At 67.0% G+C, this 16,056-nt stretch carries 9 protein-coding genes and 3 rRNA genes; 6 read left to right on the forward strand and 6 right to left on the reverse strand.

Annotated features, from left to right (window positions below; all coding sequences use genetic code 11):
* Positions 1 to 67 precede the first annotated feature (67 nt).
* The 5 genes from C1703_RS15435 to C1703_RS15455 are packed head-to-tail and all read left to right on the forward strand — an operon-like array spanning position 68 to position 5,732.
* The gene (locus tag C1703_RS15435; protein WP_114253262.1) at positions 68 to 1,468 is read left to right on the forward strand and encodes a proline-rich domain-containing protein; all 1,401 of its coding nucleotides are present in this window, start codon (positions 68 to 70) and stop codon (positions 1,466 to 1,468) included.
* A 4-nt stretch (positions 1,469 to 1,472) separates the two neighbouring features.
* The gene (locus tag C1703_RS15440; RefSeq protein WP_232840495.1) at positions 1,473 to 2,240 is read left to right on the forward strand and encodes a DUF4129 domain-containing protein; all 768 of its coding nucleotides are present in this window, start codon (positions 1,473 to 1,475) and stop codon (positions 2,238 to 2,240) included.
* The gene (locus tag C1703_RS15445) at positions 2,237 to 3,433 is read left to right on the forward strand and encodes a DUF4350 domain-containing protein (protein WP_114253264.1); all 1,197 of its coding nucleotides are present in this window, start codon (positions 2,237 to 2,239) and stop codon (positions 3,431 to 3,433) included. Before C1703_RS15440 ends, C1703_RS15445 begins: the two co-directional genes overlap by 4 nt.
* Positions 3,433 to 4,422: a MoxR family ATPase gene (locus C1703_RS15450; protein WP_114253266.1), complete on the forward strand. Its 990-nt coding sequence runs from the start codon at positions 3,433 to 3,435 to the stop codon at positions 4,420 to 4,422. Before C1703_RS15445 ends, C1703_RS15450 begins: the two co-directional genes overlap by 1 nt.
* On the forward strand, positions 4,422 to 5,732 hold the full coding sequence (locus C1703_RS15455) for a DUF58 domain-containing protein (protein ID WP_114253268.1): 1,311 nt from the start codon (positions 4,422 to 4,424) through the stop codon (positions 5,730 to 5,732). Before C1703_RS15450 ends, C1703_RS15455 begins: the two co-directional genes overlap by 1 nt.
* 77 nt (positions 5,733 to 5,809) lie before the next feature.
* Here the strand turns inward: C1703_RS15455 and rrf are convergent.
* The 4 genes from rrf to C1703_RS15480 all read right to left on the reverse strand — a co-directional run bounded on the left by rrf (position 5,810) and on the right by C1703_RS15480 (position 12,553).
* Positions 5,810 to 5,926, reverse strand: a 5S ribosomal RNA gene (gene rrf, locus C1703_RS15460).
* Positions 5,927 to 6,010: 84 nt separating this feature from the next.
* Positions 6,011 to 9,131 (reverse strand): 23S ribosomal RNA (locus tag C1703_RS15465).
* Between the two features lie 310 nt (positions 9,132 to 9,441).
* Positions 9,442 to 10,967 (reverse strand): 16S ribosomal RNA (locus C1703_RS15470).
* Together the 16S, 23S and 5S rRNA genes form the textbook arrangement of a ribosomal RNA operon.
* Positions 10,968 to 11,545: 578 nt before the next feature.
* A complete protein-coding gene (locus tag C1703_RS15480) occupies positions 11,546 to 12,553 on the reverse strand; it encodes a stage II sporulation protein M (RefSeq protein WP_114253271.1) in 1,008 nt (335 codons plus the stop codon).
* Between the two features lie 128 nt (positions 12,554 to 12,681).
* On the opposite strand from C1703_RS15480, the gene C1703_RS15485 reads away from it, so the two are divergent.
* On the forward strand, positions 12,682 to 13,623 hold the full coding sequence (locus tag C1703_RS15485) for an RDD family protein (RefSeq protein ID WP_114253273.1): 942 nt from the start codon (positions 12,682 to 12,684) through the stop codon (positions 13,621 to 13,623).
* Between the two features lie 20 nt (positions 13,624 to 13,643).
* Here the strand turns inward: C1703_RS15485 and C1703_RS15490 are convergent, their stop codons facing one another.
* Complete coding sequence (locus C1703_RS15490) at positions 13,644 to 14,258, reverse strand: hypothetical protein (RefSeq protein ID WP_114253275.1); 615 nt, start codon at positions 14,256 to 14,258, stop codon at positions 13,644 to 13,646.
* A gap of 151 nt (positions 14,259 to 14,409) precedes the next feature.
* Positions 14,410 to 15,867, reverse strand: coding sequence for an adenosylhomocysteinase (gene ahcY, locus C1703_RS15495; protein ID WP_114253277.1), 1,458 nt, complete (start codon positions 15,865 to 15,867; stop codon positions 14,410 to 14,412).
* Between the last annotated feature and the right edge of the window lie 189 nt (positions 15,868 to 16,056).

A 16,056-nucleotide genomic window follows, 5' to 3' on the forward strand; every position in this document is an offset into this window, starting at 1 on the left:
CACCCCATGGCACGATGGCTGCCAACCTGCCGCCGCGACCGCGGACGGGCACCGTGAAGGAGCGACGATGAACGACACTCCGGGCTGGGCCTCGCCCGGATCCGCCCCGTCCGACGGGCAGAAGCCTGACGCGTCCGGCCCTGCCGAGCCCACCGACCGCCCCGGCCCCGCACAACCCGCCGACCAGCCGGGACAGCCGGGCCAGACCCCGCAGGGCCCCGGCCCGCAGTGGTCCAAGGAGCAGCCGCCACCGGCCCAGTGGTCCGCCCCCAGCGGCCCGGCCGGCCCCGGCCAGGCTCCCCCGCCCCAACCACCCGGCCCGGGCTGGGGCAACCAGCCCCCCGGCGGATACGGCCCCGGCGAGGCCGGCGGATACGGCCCGGGCGGATACGGCCCCGGCGGCCCCGCAGGCCCCGGCGGCTACGGACACCCCGGAGGCCACGGCGGCTGGGGAAGCGGCTGGGGCGGCCCCCCGCCCGCCGCCAAGCCCGGCATCATCCCCCTCCGCCCGCTCGGCGTCGGCGAGATCCTCGACGGCGCCGTCTCCACCATGCGCACCCACTGGCGCACGGTCCTGGGCATCTCCCTGACCGTCGCGGTCCTCACCGAGATCATCGTCGTGCTGTTCCAGGGCCTCGTCCTGGACGACTCCAGCACCGAGGCCCTCAACGACCCGAGCGCCACCCTCAGCGAGCTGAGCCGCGCCATGGGCGACGCCATGCTCAACTCCAGCGTGATCTTCGTGATCTCCCTGGTCGGCACGGTCATCGCGACCGCCCTGCTCACCACCGTCACCAGCCGCGCCGTGCTCGGCAAGTCGGTCACCATCGGCGAGGCCTGGCGGGACGCCCGCCCTCAGATTCTCAAACTGTTCGGCCTCATCTGCCTGCTGCTGCTCATCACCGCCGGCATCGTCACCGCGGGCACCCTGCCCGGCATCCTCATCGCCGCCGCCGGGAGCACCGGGCCGGGCGTCGCGCTGACCATCCTGGGCATCATCGGCGCCGGCATCGTCGCCCTGTGGCTGATGATCCGCTTCTCCCTGGCCTCGCCCGCCCTCATGTTGGAGAAGCAGGGCATCAAGAAGGCGATGAGCCGCTCCGCGAAGCTGGTCCAGGGCACCTGGTGGCGGATCTTCGGCATCCAACTGCTCGCCACGATCATCGCGAACGTCGTCGCCTCGATCATCGTCATCCCCTTCATGCTCCTCGCCGCGGCCCTCAGCGGCGACGGCATCACCGGCTGGCTCAACACCGGTGTGGCCGGCCTCGGCTGGACGTTCCTCATCGTCAGCGGCATCGGCTCGGTGATCGGCTCCATGATCACGTTCCCGATCACGGCGGGCGTCACCGTGCTCCTCTACATCGACCAGCGCATCCGCCGCGAGGCCCTCGACCTCGAACTGGCCCGCGCCGCCGGTGTGCAGGGCTACGGCCCCACCGCCCCCGGCGCCACACCGGGGAGCTGATGCGGTGAGCCCGGCGGGGGAACTTCTCACAACGGCGCTGCCCAGCGCCGCCATACGGACACTGCTGCGCGCCGGCGACACCTCCGTGCTGTCGCCCGCCCGCTCCGCCGACGAGCCGCCTCTCACCGTCCCGCGCGACCCCGCGCGCGAGGCGGCCCGGCGCGAGCTGTCCAAACGGATGTACCACGAGGACGACCCCAGCCTGTTCCAGCGCGCCCTCGACGCCTTCTGGGACTGGCTCGACAAGCTCTTCAACGCCGCCTCGACCGCCACGCCCGGCGGCGCACTCGGCCTGGCCGTCATCATTCTGGCCGTCCTCGCGGTCCTGGGCGCCCTGTGGTGGCGCCTGGGCACCCCGCGCCGCCAACCCACCTCGTCCGCCGCCCTGTTCGACGACCGCCCCCGCAGCGCCGCCGACCACCGCGCCGCCGCCGAGGCACACGCCGCCCAGGGCCACTGGAACCAGGCCGTCCAGGAACGCATGCGCGCCCTCGTCCGCGCCCTGGAGGAACGCGCCCTGCTCGACGCCCGCCCCGGCCGCACCGCCGACGAGGCCGCCGCCGAAGCCGGCCGCGCCCTGCCCAGCCACACGGACCGACTGCGCACCGCCGCCCAGGACTTCGACGACGTCACGTACGGCGGCCGGTCCGCGACCGAGCAGTCGTACCACCGCATCGCCGAACTCGACCGCGACCTGGAACGCACCAAGCCCCAGCTCGCCGCCAGCAGCGCCAACACGGCCCCCAACACCCGCCAGGGAGCCGCCGAATGACCACCGAGGCCACGCTCCCGTCCACCTCGGCCTCGCCCACCGCACGCCAGGTCTGGACCCGCGCGCGCGGTATCGCCCTCGCCCTCGTGGTGCTCCTCGCGGGCGCCGTCACCATCGCCGTGCTCCGCTCCGACGCCCGGCACGGCGAACTCGACCCGCGCTCCGTCGACCCGGGCGGCAGCCGCGCCGTCGCCGAGCTCCTCGCGGACCGGGGCGTCGACACCCGCGTGGTCACCACCCTGGACGAGGCCACCACCGCGGCCGGCCCCGACACGACCCTCCTGGTCGCCGTCCCCGACCTGCTGACCCGCAGTCAGCAGTCCCGGCTGCACGACGCCTTCGCCGACTCGGGCGGCCGCACCGTCCTGGTCGCCTCCGGCAGCGCGTCCATCGAACGGCTCGCCCCCGGCGTCACCGCCGACCCCGCCACCAGCCTCGACTCGGCGCTCTCCCCCAAGTGCGACCTGCCCGCCGCCCGGCGCGCCGGCACAGCCGAAACGGGCGGCGTCCGCTACACGACCACCCACCTCGACGCCGACGAGTGCTACCCGAGCGAACGCCTGGCCACCCTGCTGCGCATCCCGGCCGACCGCGGGGACGGCGACACCGTCGTCCTCGGCGCGCCCGACATCCTCCTCAACGACCGCCTCGACGATCAGGGCAACGCCTCGCTCGCCCTCCAACTCCTCGGCTCCCGCCCCCATCTGGTCTGGTACCTCCCCTCGCTCTCCGACTCCTCGGCCACCGGCGCCGACGACGAACGCGGCTTCTTCGACCTGCTCCCCTCGGGCTGGCTCTGGGGCAGCCTGCAACTCTTCTTCGCCGCAGGCCTGGCCGCCCTCTGGCGGGCACGCCGACTCGGCCCCCTGGTGCCCGAAAAACTCCCCGTAGCGATCCGCGCCTCGGAAACCGCCGAAGGCCGCGCCCGCCTCTACCGCAAGGCCGACGCCCGCGACCGCGCGGCCGACGCTCTTCGCTCCACGACCCGCACCCGCCTCGCCCCCCTCACCGGCGTCCCCGTCACCCAGGCGCACACGCCCGAGGCCCTGATCCCCGCCCTGTCCGCCCACCTCCACGGCGACGGCCAGGACCTGCACGCCCTCCTCTTCGGACCACCGCCCAGCGACGACGCAGCACTCATCGCACTCGCCGACCGACTCGACGCCCTCGAAAGAGAGGTACGCCGTCCATGATGGACCCGACCACTGACAACGCCGGGCAGACCGGGGACCCGGGCGCCGCCCGAGCCTCCCTGGAGGCCCTGCGCGCCGAGATCGCCAAGGCCGTGGTCGGCCAGGACCCCGCAGTGACCGGCCTCGTCGTCGCCCTGCTCTGCCGCGGCCACGTCCTCCTCGAAGGCGTCCCCGGCGTCGCCAAGACCCTCCTGGTCCGCGCCCTCGCCTCCGCCCTCGAACTCGACACCAAGCGCGTCCAGTTCACCCCCGACCTCATGCCGAGCGACGTCACCGGCTCCCTGGTCTACGACACCCGCAGCGCCGAGTTCTCCTTCCAGCCCGGCCCGGTCTTCACCAACCTCCTCCTGGCCGACGAGATCAACCGCACGCCCCCCAAGACGCAGTCGTCCCTCCTGGAGGCCATGGAGGAACGCCAGGTCACCGTCGACGGCACCCCCCGGCCCCTCCCCGACCCGTTCCTGGTCGCCGCGACCCAGAACCCGGTCGAGTACGAGGGCACCTACCCCCTCCCGGAAGCCCAGCTGGACCGCTTCCTCCTCAAACTCACCATCCCCCTCCCGTCCCGCCAGGACGAGATCGACGTCCTCACCCGCCACGCCGAGGGCTTCAACCCCCGCGACCTCCACGCCGCCGGCGTACGCCCCGTAGCGGGCCCGGCCGACCTGGAAGCAGCCCGAGCCGCCGTCGCCAAGACGACGGTCTCCCCGGAGATCACCGCCTACGTCGTCGACATCTGCCGCGCCACCCGCGAGTCGCCTTCCCTCACCCTCGGCGTCTCCCCCCGAGGCGCCACGGCCCTCCTGGCGACCGCCCGCGCCTGGGCCTGGCTGACCGGCCGCGACTACGTCATCCCCGACGACGTGAAGGCCCTCGCCCTGCCCACCCTCCGCCACCGCGTCCAGCTCCGCCCGGAGGCCGAAATGGAAGGCGTGACGGCCGACTCCGTCATCAACGCGATCCTCGCCCACGTCCCCGTTCCCCGCTGATGGCACTCACCGGACGCGCCGCCCTCCTCGCGGCCCTGGGCTCCCTCCCCGTAGGCATCTGGGAGCCCAGCTGGACGGGCATCCTGGCGGTCAACGCACCCCTGGCCGTGGCCTGCGCCTGCGACTTCGCCCTGGCCGCCCCCGTACGACGCCTGGGCCTGTCCCGGTCCGGCGACACCTCCGTACGCCTGGGCGACACGGCGGACGTGACCCTCACGATCACCAACCCGTCGGGCCGTCCGCTCCGCGCCCGGCTCCGCGACGCCTGGCCGCCCAGCAGCTGGCAGCCCGGCACGGAAACGACGGCTTCCCGCCACCGCCTCACGGTCCCCGCGGGCGAACGCCGACGCGTGACGACCCGCCTGCGCCCCACCCGGCGAGGCGACCGCCAGGCCGACCGGATCACCATCCGCTCGTACGGCCCGCTCGGCCTCTTCTCCCGCCAGGGCACCCACAAGGCCCCATGGACGGTGCGCGTCCTGCCCCCGTTCACCAGCCGCAAGCACCTGCCCTCCAAGCTGGCGCGCCTGCGCGAACTGGACGGCCGCACCAGCGTGCTCACCCGCGGCGAGGGCACCGAGTTCGACAGCCTGCGCGAGTACGTGCCCGGCGACGACACCCGCTCCATCGACTGGCGCGCCACGGCCCGCCAGTCCGCCGTCGCCGTGCGTACCTGGCGCCCCGAACGCGACCGCCACATCCTCCTGGTCCTCGACACCGGCCGCACATCGGCGGGCCGCGTGGGCGACGCGCCCCGCCTCGACGCCTCCATGGACGCGGCCCTGCTCCTGGCGGCCCTCGCCTCCCGCGCCGGCGACCACGTCGACCTCCTCGCCTACGACCGCAAGGTCCGCTCCCTCGTCCAGGGCCGCACAGCAGGCGATGTCCTTCCGTCCCTGGTGAACGCGATGGCCACGCTCGAACCCGAGCTCGTCGAGACGGATGCCCGGGGCCTCACGGCCATGGCACTCCGTACGTCCCCCCGCCGCTCTCTGATCGTCCTGCTCACCACGCTTGACGCGGCCCCCATCGAGGAGGGCCTGCTTCCAGTACTCGCCCAGCTCACCCAGCGGCACACGGTTCTGCTGGCATCGGTAGCGGACCCGCACATCACCGAAATGGCAAAAGCCCGCGGAAACGTCGACGCCGTCTACGAGGCCGCCGCAGCCGCCCAGGCCCAATCCGAGCGCCACCGCACCGCAGAACAACTCCGCCGCCATGGCGTCACGGTCGTGGACGCCACACCGGACGACCTCGCGCCGGCACTGGCGGACGCGTACTTGGCACTGAAAGCGGCTGGACGCCTCTAACGACAATGAAGGGCCCCGGAAGGGGCCCAAAACAGAAAACCCCCGCATCGAATGATGCGGGGGTTTTCCCAAAAATTGTTCGGCGGCGTCCTACTCTCCCACAGGGTCCCCCCTGCAGTACCATCGGCGCTGTAAGGCTTAGCTTCCGGGTTCGGAATGTAACCGGGCGTTTCCCCTACGCTATAACCACCGAAACACTATGAAACTGTCAGCCGCACCACATGTGGCATGTGGGGCTGTTCGTGGTTTCAGAACCAACACAGTGGACGCGAGCAACTGAGGACAAGCCCTCGGCCTATTAGTACCGGTCAACTCCACACGTTACCGTGCTTCCATATCCGGCCTATCAACCCAGTCGTCTACTGGGAGCCTTACCCTCTCCAGGAGGTGGGAGTCCTCATCTCGAAGCAGGCTTCCCGCTTAGATGCTTTCAGCGGTTATCCCTCCCGAACGTAGCCAACCAGCCATGCCCTTGGCAGAACAACTGGCACACCAGAGGTTCGTCCGTCCCGGTCCTCTCGTACTAGGGACAGCCCTTCTCAAGACTCCTACGCGCACAGCGGATAGGGACCGAACTGTCTCACGACGTTCTAAACCCAGCTCGCGTACCGCTTTAATGGGCGAACAGCCCAACCCTTGGGACCGACTCCAGCCCCAGGATGCGACGAGCCGACATCGAGGTGCCAAACCATCCCGTCGATATGGACTCTTGGGGAAGATCAGCCTGTTATCCCCGGGGTACCTTTTATCCGTTGAGCGACGGCGCTTCCACAAGCCACCGCCGGATCACTAGTCCCGACTTTCGTCCCTGCTCGACCCGTCGGTCTCACAGTCAAGCTCCCTTGTGCACTTACACTCAACACCTGATTGCCAACCAGGCTGAGGGAACCTTTGGGCGCCTCCGTTACCCTTTAGGAGGCAACCGCCCCAGTTAAACTACCCATCAGACACTGTCCCTGATCCGGATCACGGACCCAGGTTAGACATCCAGCACGACCAGACTGGTATTTCAACGACGACTCCACACTAACTGGCGTTAGCGCTTCACAGTCTCCCAGCTATCCTACACAAGCCGAACCGAACACCAATATCAAACTGTAGTAAAGGTCCCGGGGTCTTTCCGTCCTGCTGCGCGAAACGAGCATCTTTACTCGTAGTGCAATTTCACCGGGCCTATGGTTGAGACAGTCGAGAAGTCGTTACGCCATTCGTGCAGGTCGGAACTTACCCGACAAGGAATTTCGCTACCTTAGGATGGTTATAGTTACCACCGCCGTTTACTGGCGCTTAAGTTATCAGCTTCGCCCCACCGAAATGGAGCTAACCGGTCCCCTTAACGTTCCAGCACCGGGCAGGCGTCAGTCCGTATACATCGCCTTACGGCTTCGCACGGACCTGTGTTTTTAGTAAACAGTCGCTTCTCGCTGGTCTCTGCGGCCACCCCCAGCTCAGGGCGCAAAGCCCGTCACCGGATGTGGCCCCCCTTCTCCCGAAGTTACGGGGGCATTTTGCCGAGTTCCTTAACCATAGTTCACCCGAACGCCTCGGTATTCTCTACCTGACCACCTGAGTCGGTTTAGGGTACGGGCCGCCATGAAACTCGCTAGAGGCTTTTCTCGACAGCATAGGATCATCCACTTCACCACAATCGGCTCGGCATCAGGTCTCAGACTATTGCCAGGCGGATTTGCCTACCTGACGTCCTACACCCTTACCCGGGACAACCACCGCCCGGGCTGGACTACCTTCCTGCGTCACCCCATCACTCACCTACTAACCGCTTGGTTCGGCGGCTCCACCACTCCGGATCACCCCGAAGGGATCACCGGCGGCTTCACGGCCTTAGCATCACGATGCTCGATGTTTGACGCTTCACAGCGGGTACCGGAATATCAACCGGTTATCCATCGACTACGCCTGTCGGCCTCGCCTTAGGTCCCGACTTACCCTGGGCAGATCAGCTTGACCCAGGAACCCTTAGTCAATCGGCGCACACGTTTCTCACGTGTGAATCGCTACTCATGCCTGCATTCTCACTCGTCAACCGTCCACAACTCGCTTACACGGCTGCTTCACCCGGCAGACGACGCTCCCCTACCCATCCATACACCCGTTGGGGCTGTTGTATGAATGACACGACTTCGGCGGTACGCTTGAGCCCCGCTACATTGTCGGCGCGGAATCACTAGACCAGTGAGCTATTACGCACTCTTTCAAGGGTGGCTGCTTCTAAGCCAACCTCCTGGTTGTCTCTGCGACTCCACATCCTTTCCCACTTAGCGTACGCTTAGGGGCCTTAGTCGATGCTCTGGGCTGTTTCCCTCTCGACCATGGAGCTTATCCCCCACAGTCTCACTGCCGCGCTCTCACTTACCGGCATTCGGAGTTTGGCTAAGGTCAGTAACCCGGTAGGGCCCATCGCCTATCCAGTGCTCTACCTCCGGCAAGAAACACACGACGCTGCACCTAAATGCATTTCGGGGAGAACCAGCTATCACGGAGTTTGATTGGCCTTTCACCCCTAACCACAGGTCATCCCCCAGGTTTTCAACCCTGGTGGGTTCGGTCCTCCACGAAGTCTTACCTCCGCTTCAACCTGCCCATGGCTAGATCACTCCGCTTCGGGTCTTGAGCGTGCTACTCCAACGCCCTATTCGGACTCGCTTTCGCTACGGCTTCCCCACACGGGTTAACCTCGCAACACACCGCAAACTCGCAGGCTCATTCTTCAAAAGGCACGCAGTCACGAGAACAAGGCAAGCCTTGTTCCGACGCTCCCACGGCTTGTAGGCACACGGTTTCAGGTACTATTTCACTCCCCTCCCGGGGTACTTTTCACCATTCCCTCACGGTACTATCCGCTATCGGTCACCAGGGAATATTTAGGCTTAGCGGGTGGTCCCGCCAGATTCACACGGGATTTCTCGGGCCCCGTGCTACTTGGGTGTCTCTCAAACGAGCCGCTGACGTTTCGACTACGGGGGTCTTACCCTCTACGCCGGACCTTTCGCATGTCCTTCGCCTACATCAACGGTTTCTGACTCGTCTCATGGCCGGCAGACCATGAAAGAGAGATCCCACAACCCCGTATACGCAACCCCTGCCGGGTCTCACACGCATACGGTTTGGCCTCATCCAGTTTCGCTCGCCACTACTCCCGGAATCACGGTTGTTTTCTCTTCCTGCGGGTACTGAGATGTTTCACTTCCCCGCGTTCCCTCCACACTGCCTATGTGTTCAGCAGCGGGTGACAGCCCATGACGACTGCCGGGTTTCCCCATTCGGACACCCCCGGATCAAAGCTCGGTTGACAGCTCCCCGGGGCCTATCGCGGCCTCCCACGTCCTTCATCGGTTCCTGGTGCCAAGGCATCCACCGTGCGCCCTTAAAAACTTGGCCACAGATGCTCGCGTCCACTGTGCAGTTCTCAAACAACGACCAGCCACCCATCACCCCGAACCCTTACGGTCCGAGTGCACTGGGGCCGGCACTGAGGAAAGTTCATTCCCTCAGACACCCAACAGCGTGCCCGACCAGCCCTCGTCCGAAGATCATGCGTTCCACGCCCTTACGAGCAGTACTAGCAGCCTCCGACCCGAACCCTGGCCGAGTAGTCAACGTTCCACCCATGAGCAACCAGCATCAGACATTCGCTGATGTACTGGCCTCTGACCTCACCCCGAAGGGATCGGTAAGAAGTGCTCCTTAGAAAGGAGGTGATCCAGCCGCACCTTCCGGTACGGCTACCTTGTTACGACTTCGTCCCAATCGCCAGTCCCACCTTCGACAGCTCCCTCCCACAAGGGGTTGGGCCACCGGCTTCGGGTGTTACCGACTTTCGTGACGTGACGGGCGGTGTGTACAAGGCCCGGGAACGTATTCACCGCAGCAATGCTGATCTGCGATTACTAACGACTCCGACTTCATGGGGTCGAGTTGCAGACCCCAATCCGAACTGAGACCGGCTTTTTGAGATTCGCTCCACCTCGCGGTATCGCAGCTCATTGTACCGGCCATTGTAGCACGTGTGCAGCCCAAGACATAAGGGGCATGATGACTTGACGTCGTCCCCACCTTCCTCCGAGTTGACCCCGGCGGTCTCCCGTGAGTCCCCAGCACCACAAGGGCCTGCTGGCAACACGGGACAAGGGTTGCGCTCGTTGCGGGACTTAACCCAACATCTCACGACACGAGCTGACGACAGCCATGCACCACCTGTACACCGACCACAAGGGGGACCCTGTCTCCAGGGTTTTCCGGTGTATGTCAAGCCTTGGTAAGGTTCTTCGCGTTGCGTCGAATTAAGCCACATGCTCCGCCGCTTGTGCGGGCCCCCGTCAATTCCTTTGAGTTTTAGCCTTGCGGCCGTACTCCCCAGGCGGGGCACTTAATGCGTTAGCTGCGGCACGGACAACGTGGAATGTTGCCCACACCTAGTGCCCACCGTTTACGGCGTGGACTACCAGGGTATCTAATCCTGTTCGCTCCCCACGCTTTCGCTCCTCAGCGTCAGTATCGGCCCAGAGATCCGCCTTCGCCACCGGTGTTCCTCCTGATATCTGCGCATTTCACCGCTACACCAGGAATTCCGATCTCCCCTACCGAACTCTAGCCTGCCCGTATCGACTGCAGACCCGGGGTTAAGCCCCGGGCTTTCACAACCGACGCGACAAGCCGCCTACGAGCTCTTTACGCCCAATAATTCCGGACAACGCTCGCGCCCTACGTATTACCGCGGCTGCTGGCACGTAGTTAGCCGGCGCTTCTTCTGCAGGTACCGTCACTTTCGCTTCTTCCCTGCTGAAAGAGGTTTACAACCCGAAGGCCGTCATCCCTCACGCGGCGTCGCTGCATCAGGCTTGCGCCCATTGTGCAATATTCCCCACTGCTGCCTCCCGTAGGAGTCTGGGCCGTGTCTCAGTCCCAGTGTGGCCGGTCGCCCTCTCAGGCCGGCTACCCGTCGTCGCCTTGGTGAGCCGTTACCTCACCAACAAGCTGATAGGCCGCGGGCTCATCCTGCACCGCCGGAGCTTTCGACCACCACAGATGCCTGTAGTGGTCAGTATCCGGTATTAGACCCCGTTTCCAGGGCTTGTCCCAGAGTGCAGGGCAGATTGCCCACGTGTTACTCACCCGTTCGCCACTAATCCCCACCGAAGTGGTTCATCGTTCGACTTGCATGTGTTAAGCACGCCGCCAGCGTTCGTCCTGAGCCAGGATCAAACTCTCCGTGAATGTGTACCGGTAATCCGGTCGACACCACGAGAGCGGAACAGTCAGGCGGAATAGGCCCGACCGTTCACAGCGTCCTCGCTGTGTTTTTTCAAAGGAACCTCGACCATCAGTGATCCGATGGACGGGGTATCAACATATCTGGCGTTGACTTTTGGCACGCTGTTGAGTTCTCAAGGAACGGTCGCTTCCTTTGTACTCACCCTCTCGGGCTTTCCTCCGGGCGCTTCCCTTCGGTCTTGCGTTTCCGACTCTATCAGATCTTTTCTCGATCCGATTTCCTCGGCGCTTTCCAGGTTCCCGCTTCCGCGTTTCCCTTTCCGGCGGTTCCGACTTTATCAGAGGTTTCGGGCCGGGCTGACCGGCCACTCATTTCCGATTCATCGGGAGGGGCTTCATTGAATTCAGTGATTCAAGAAGCAGACAGATGCTCACCGTCGCCGGTCCGGGGCTAGAGCCCCTCTCCAGGCAACTGTTCGAATCTACCTCCCCGCACTTGCCGTGTCAACGGCTCCTGTGGGGCGAAGAGGAGACTAGCAGTTGAACGGACGTAGTCGCACATCCGGTGGTCGTGGGGACGATCACGCAGCCGTGGGGACCGTCGCGCTGCGTTCCGCCGCCTCGATGTCACCGGTGCCTCCCGCACGCGCCGCACGGCCGCCCGGTACCCAGACGTATGCGAGGAAGGCCAGTTCGGCGGCGACTCCGATGGCGATGCGGCCCCAGGTGGGAAGGCCGGACGGGGTCACGAAGCCCTCGATGGCTCCGGAGACGAAGAGGACCAGGGCCAGACCGATGGCCATGCCGATGGCGGCTCGGCCCTCCTCCGCCAGAGCCGTGCGTCGCGTGCGGGGGCCCGGGTCGATGAGGGTCCAGCCGAGACGCAGACCGGTGCCGGCGGCCACGAAGACAGCGGTCAGTTCGAGGAGGCCGTGTGGGAGGACCAGGCCCAGGAATGTGTCGAGGCGGCCGGCCGAGGACATCAGGCCGAAGCCGATGCCGAGGTTGAGCATGTTCTGGAAGAGGATCCAGATCACCGGCAGTCCCAGGAAGACCCCCAGGATCAGGCAGAGGGCGGCTGCCCAGGCGTTGTTCGTCCAGACCTGGGCGGCGAAGCTCGCGGCCGGGTGGCTGGAGTAGTACGTCTCGTACTGGCCACCGGGGCGGGTGAGCTCGCGGAGTTCGCTGGGGGCCGCGATGGATGCCTGTACTTCGGGGTGGGTGCCGATCCACCAGCCCAGGAGAGTCGCAACCGCCGTGGAGAGGAGCGCGGTGGGGACCCACCAGTGGCGCGACCTGTAGACGGCCGCGGGGAAACCGTGGGCCAGGAAGCGCGTGACGTCGCGCCAGGAGGCGCGGCGGGTTCCGGTCACGGCACTACGCGCGCGTGCCACCAGTTGGCTGAGCCGGCCGGTCAGCTGGGGGTCGGGGGCGCTGGACTGGATCAGGGAAAGGTGCGTGGCGGCACGCTGGTAGAGGGTGACGAGTTCGTCGGCTTCGGCGCCGCTGAGGCGACGCTGGCGACGGAGCAGGGCTTCGAGGCGGTCCCACTCCGCTCGGTGGGCGGAGACGAAGACGTCGAGGTCCATCGGTGTGCCTGCTCCTCGGCTGTTCGTCGGTGGCTCGTCGTGGATCAGCTTGTCGTACTACGGTGCGATGCGCCCTCAGCTTGGCAGACTGGGCCTGTCAGGGGCAGGGCAGGGGAAGGACGGCGGGCGTGAGTGAGCTGGTGACGGGCGAGGCTGTGGCGTTGGAGCTGCGCCCCGCGAGGTTGCCCAGCAGGGCGCTGGCCGTGCTGCTGGATCTTGTGGCGGCCATGGCGCTCTACGTCGCGGTGACCATCGTGTTGGTGGTCTCCACGGCGTCGCTGGACGAGGCGGCGCAGACGGCGTTGTCGATCGCGACGTTCGTTCTCGTGCTGGTGGGAGCGCCGGTCGCGGTGGAGACGCTCAGCCACGGGCGGTCGCTCGGGAAGATGGCGTGCGGGCTGCGGGTGGTGCGGGACGACGGCGGGCCGATCCGGTTCCGGCACGCCCTCGTGAGGGGTTTGATCGGGGTGATCGAGATCCTCATGACCTTCGGGATCGTCGCTTGTATCGCCTCGTTCGTATCGGCGCGTGGGCGGCGGCTGGGAGATGTGTTCGCGGGGACTCTCGTCGTGCGGGAGCGGATTCCGGTCGCGCGCACCGGCTATGTGCCGCCTCCTCCGCCCTGGCTGGCGGGGCGGTTCTCGGGGCTCGATCTGTCCGCGGTGCCCGACGGGTTGTGGCTCGCCGTTCGTCAGTACCTGACGCGCATGCAGCAGCTGGACCCGCAGGTGGGCTGGTCCATGGCGGAGCGGCTGGCGTCGGATCTGGCGGATCGTACGGGGGCTCCGGTGCCGCAGGGGATTCCGCCGGCGGCGTATCTGGCCGCGGTGGTGCAGGAGCGGCAGGCGCGGGAGGCCCGGCGGGCCTTCGGGAGCGGTACGGGCACGCCGGCTCCGGCCCCGGCTACGGACGGGGTTCCGGTCGCGCCCGCCGTCCCGGCTGCTCCTGAGCCGCCGGTTGTGCCGCCTGGGCCGGTGTCCGGGCCGTCCGGCGGGAGCCGGCCCCAGGAGCCACCGGAGGCACCGGTGGTGGACGAGCGGTCCCGTACCGGATTCGTACCGCCGGCGTAGCGGGGAGCGGGGCTGCCCGCTCAGGTGAAGACCGACGGTGGTGATTCCAGGTCTTCGAGCTCGATGCCGGGAGCCGCGAGCACCACGTCGCCGGCGATGTGGACGGAGTGCTGCTCGCCCGTGTCCAGGGCTGTGACCTGGTATTCGTCCACGGTCAGGGGGCCGTTGTCAGTGGCGTGTGCTTCTCTCTTCAGCAAGGCCCACGACTGGTCCACGGTGCGCGGGGCGAGGACCGGGTCCGTGAAGGCGACGAGGCGTACGCGGGTTGCTGAGGAGGAGGGGGTGAGGCGCAGGAGACGGGCGGTGGCGACGAGGAACGCCGGAGAGGTGCCGGTGAAGGCGTGGGCGCGCACATTGCCTTCGGTGGCGTCGGTCCCGGTGGGATCGGTGCGGACCCAGGTGACGCCGTCGAGGGCGGCGCCGCGGACCTGCCAGGCGGCGGCGTGGAGTTCGAGGCGGATGGGGCGGCCGAGTTCGTCGAGGGTGAGGTCGACGGAGCCGTGGTGGTCGCCCGAGGGGGTGGTCAGCTGGGAGACGTAGCGCCAGCCGGAGGGGCCGATGGCGCACTGGAAGTGTTCTTCAGCGAGGGGGGTGTGATCGTGCGGATCGTGGAGCGAATAACGGCCGCGGGGCATGGGGGTCCTGGGTCCTGACGGGCTGGGCCGGTCGCCGGCCGGGCCGGAACGCCGGTCGGCCGGAACGGGGCAGGCCCCCCGGCACGGGGGTGCGGGGGGCCTGCCTCGGGTCCGACCGGTGGCCGACTGACCGGCAGCGGTGCTGCTGGGCTCAGTAGCGGTAGTGGTCCGGCTTGTACGGGCCTTCGACCTTCACACCGATGTACTCGGCCTGCTCGGGGCGGAGCGTCGTCAGCTTCACGCCGAGCGCGTCGAGGTGGAGGCGGGCGACCTTCTCGTCGAGGTGCTTGGGCAGCACGTAGACGCCGGTCGGGTACTCGTCGGGCTTGGTGAACAGCTCGATCTGGGCCAGGGTCTGGTCCGCGAAAGAGTTGGACATCACGAACGACGGGTGGCCGGTGGCGTTGCCCAGGTTCAGCAGGCGGCCCTCGGACAGGACGATGATCACCTTGCCGTCGGGGAACGTCCAGGTGTGGACCTGCGGCTTGACCTCGTCCTTGACGATGCCGGGGATCTTGGCGAGGCCGGCCATGTCGATCTCGTTGTCGAAGTGGCCGATGTTGCCGACGATGGCCTGGTGCTTCATCTTGGCCATGTCCGAGGCCATGATGATGTCCTTGTTGCCGGTCGTGGTGATGAAGATGTCGGCCTTGTCGATGACCTCGTCGAGGGTCGTGACCTGGTAGCCGTCCATCGCGGCCTGGAGGGCGCAGATCGGGTCGATCTCGGTGACGATCACGCGGGCGCCCTGTCCGCGCAGGGACTCCGCGCAGCCCTTGCCCACGTCGCCGTAGCCGCAGACGACCGCGGTCTTGCCGCCGATGAGGACGTCGGTGGCGCGGTTGATGCCGTCGATGAGCGAGTGGCGGCAGCCGTACTTGTTGTCGAACTTCGACTTGGTGACGGCGTCGTTGACGTTGATCGCCGGGAACAGGAGGGTGCCGTCGCGCTGCATCTCGTACAGGCGGTGGACGCCGGTCGTGGTCTCCTCGGTGACGCCGCGGATCTCCGAGGACAGCTGGGTCCACTTCTGGGGGTTCTCGCCCAGGGTGCGGGTCAGCAGTTCGAGGATGACGCGGTGCTCGTCGGACTCGGCGGTGTCGGGCGAGGGGACCTTGCCGTCCTTCTCGTACTCGACGCCCTTGTGGACGAGGAGGGTGGCGTCACCGCCGTCGTCCAGGATCATGTTGGGGCCGCCGGTGGGGCTGTCCGGCCAGGTCAGCGCCTGCTCGGTGCACCACCAGTACTCCTCCAGGGTCTCGCCCTTCCAGGCGAAGACGGGAACGCCCTGCGGGTTGTCAGGCGTGCCGTTGGGGCCGACGGCGATGGCCGCGGCGGCGTGGTCCTGGGTGGAGAAGATGTTGCAGGACGCCCAGCGGACCTGGGCGCCGAGGGCGACCAGGGTCTCGATGAGGACGGCGGTCTGCACGGTCATGTGCAGGGAGCCGGTGACGCGGGCGCCGGCGAGGGGCTGCGCCTCGGCGTACTCCTTGCGGATCGCCATGAGGCCCGGCATCTCGTGCTCGGCGAGGGTGATCTCCTTGCGGCCGAACTCGGCCAGGGAGAGGTCGGCGACCTTGAAGTCCTGTCGGTTCTCGACAGTCGTCATTGCGAGCTGCTCCTCGGGATTGGGTCGAGGTGGGTACGGCTGGTCTGCGCGGCGGCGGACACAGGGGTGCCCGAAAGAGGACACAGGCATGCCCGCGTGCGCGCAGCGCAGTCCGTCGGAGGCCCTCTCTCCCTCGGCCGGTCCGGGTGGGACCGCCCGACCGCCATCAGCAGCGACGTCTGGCTCCGT

The sequence above is a fragment of the Streptomyces sp. Go-475 genome, assembly GCF_003330845.1.
In the GTDB taxonomy this organism is placed as follows: Bacteria; Actinomycetota; Actinomycetes; order Streptomycetales; family Streptomycetaceae; genus Streptomyces.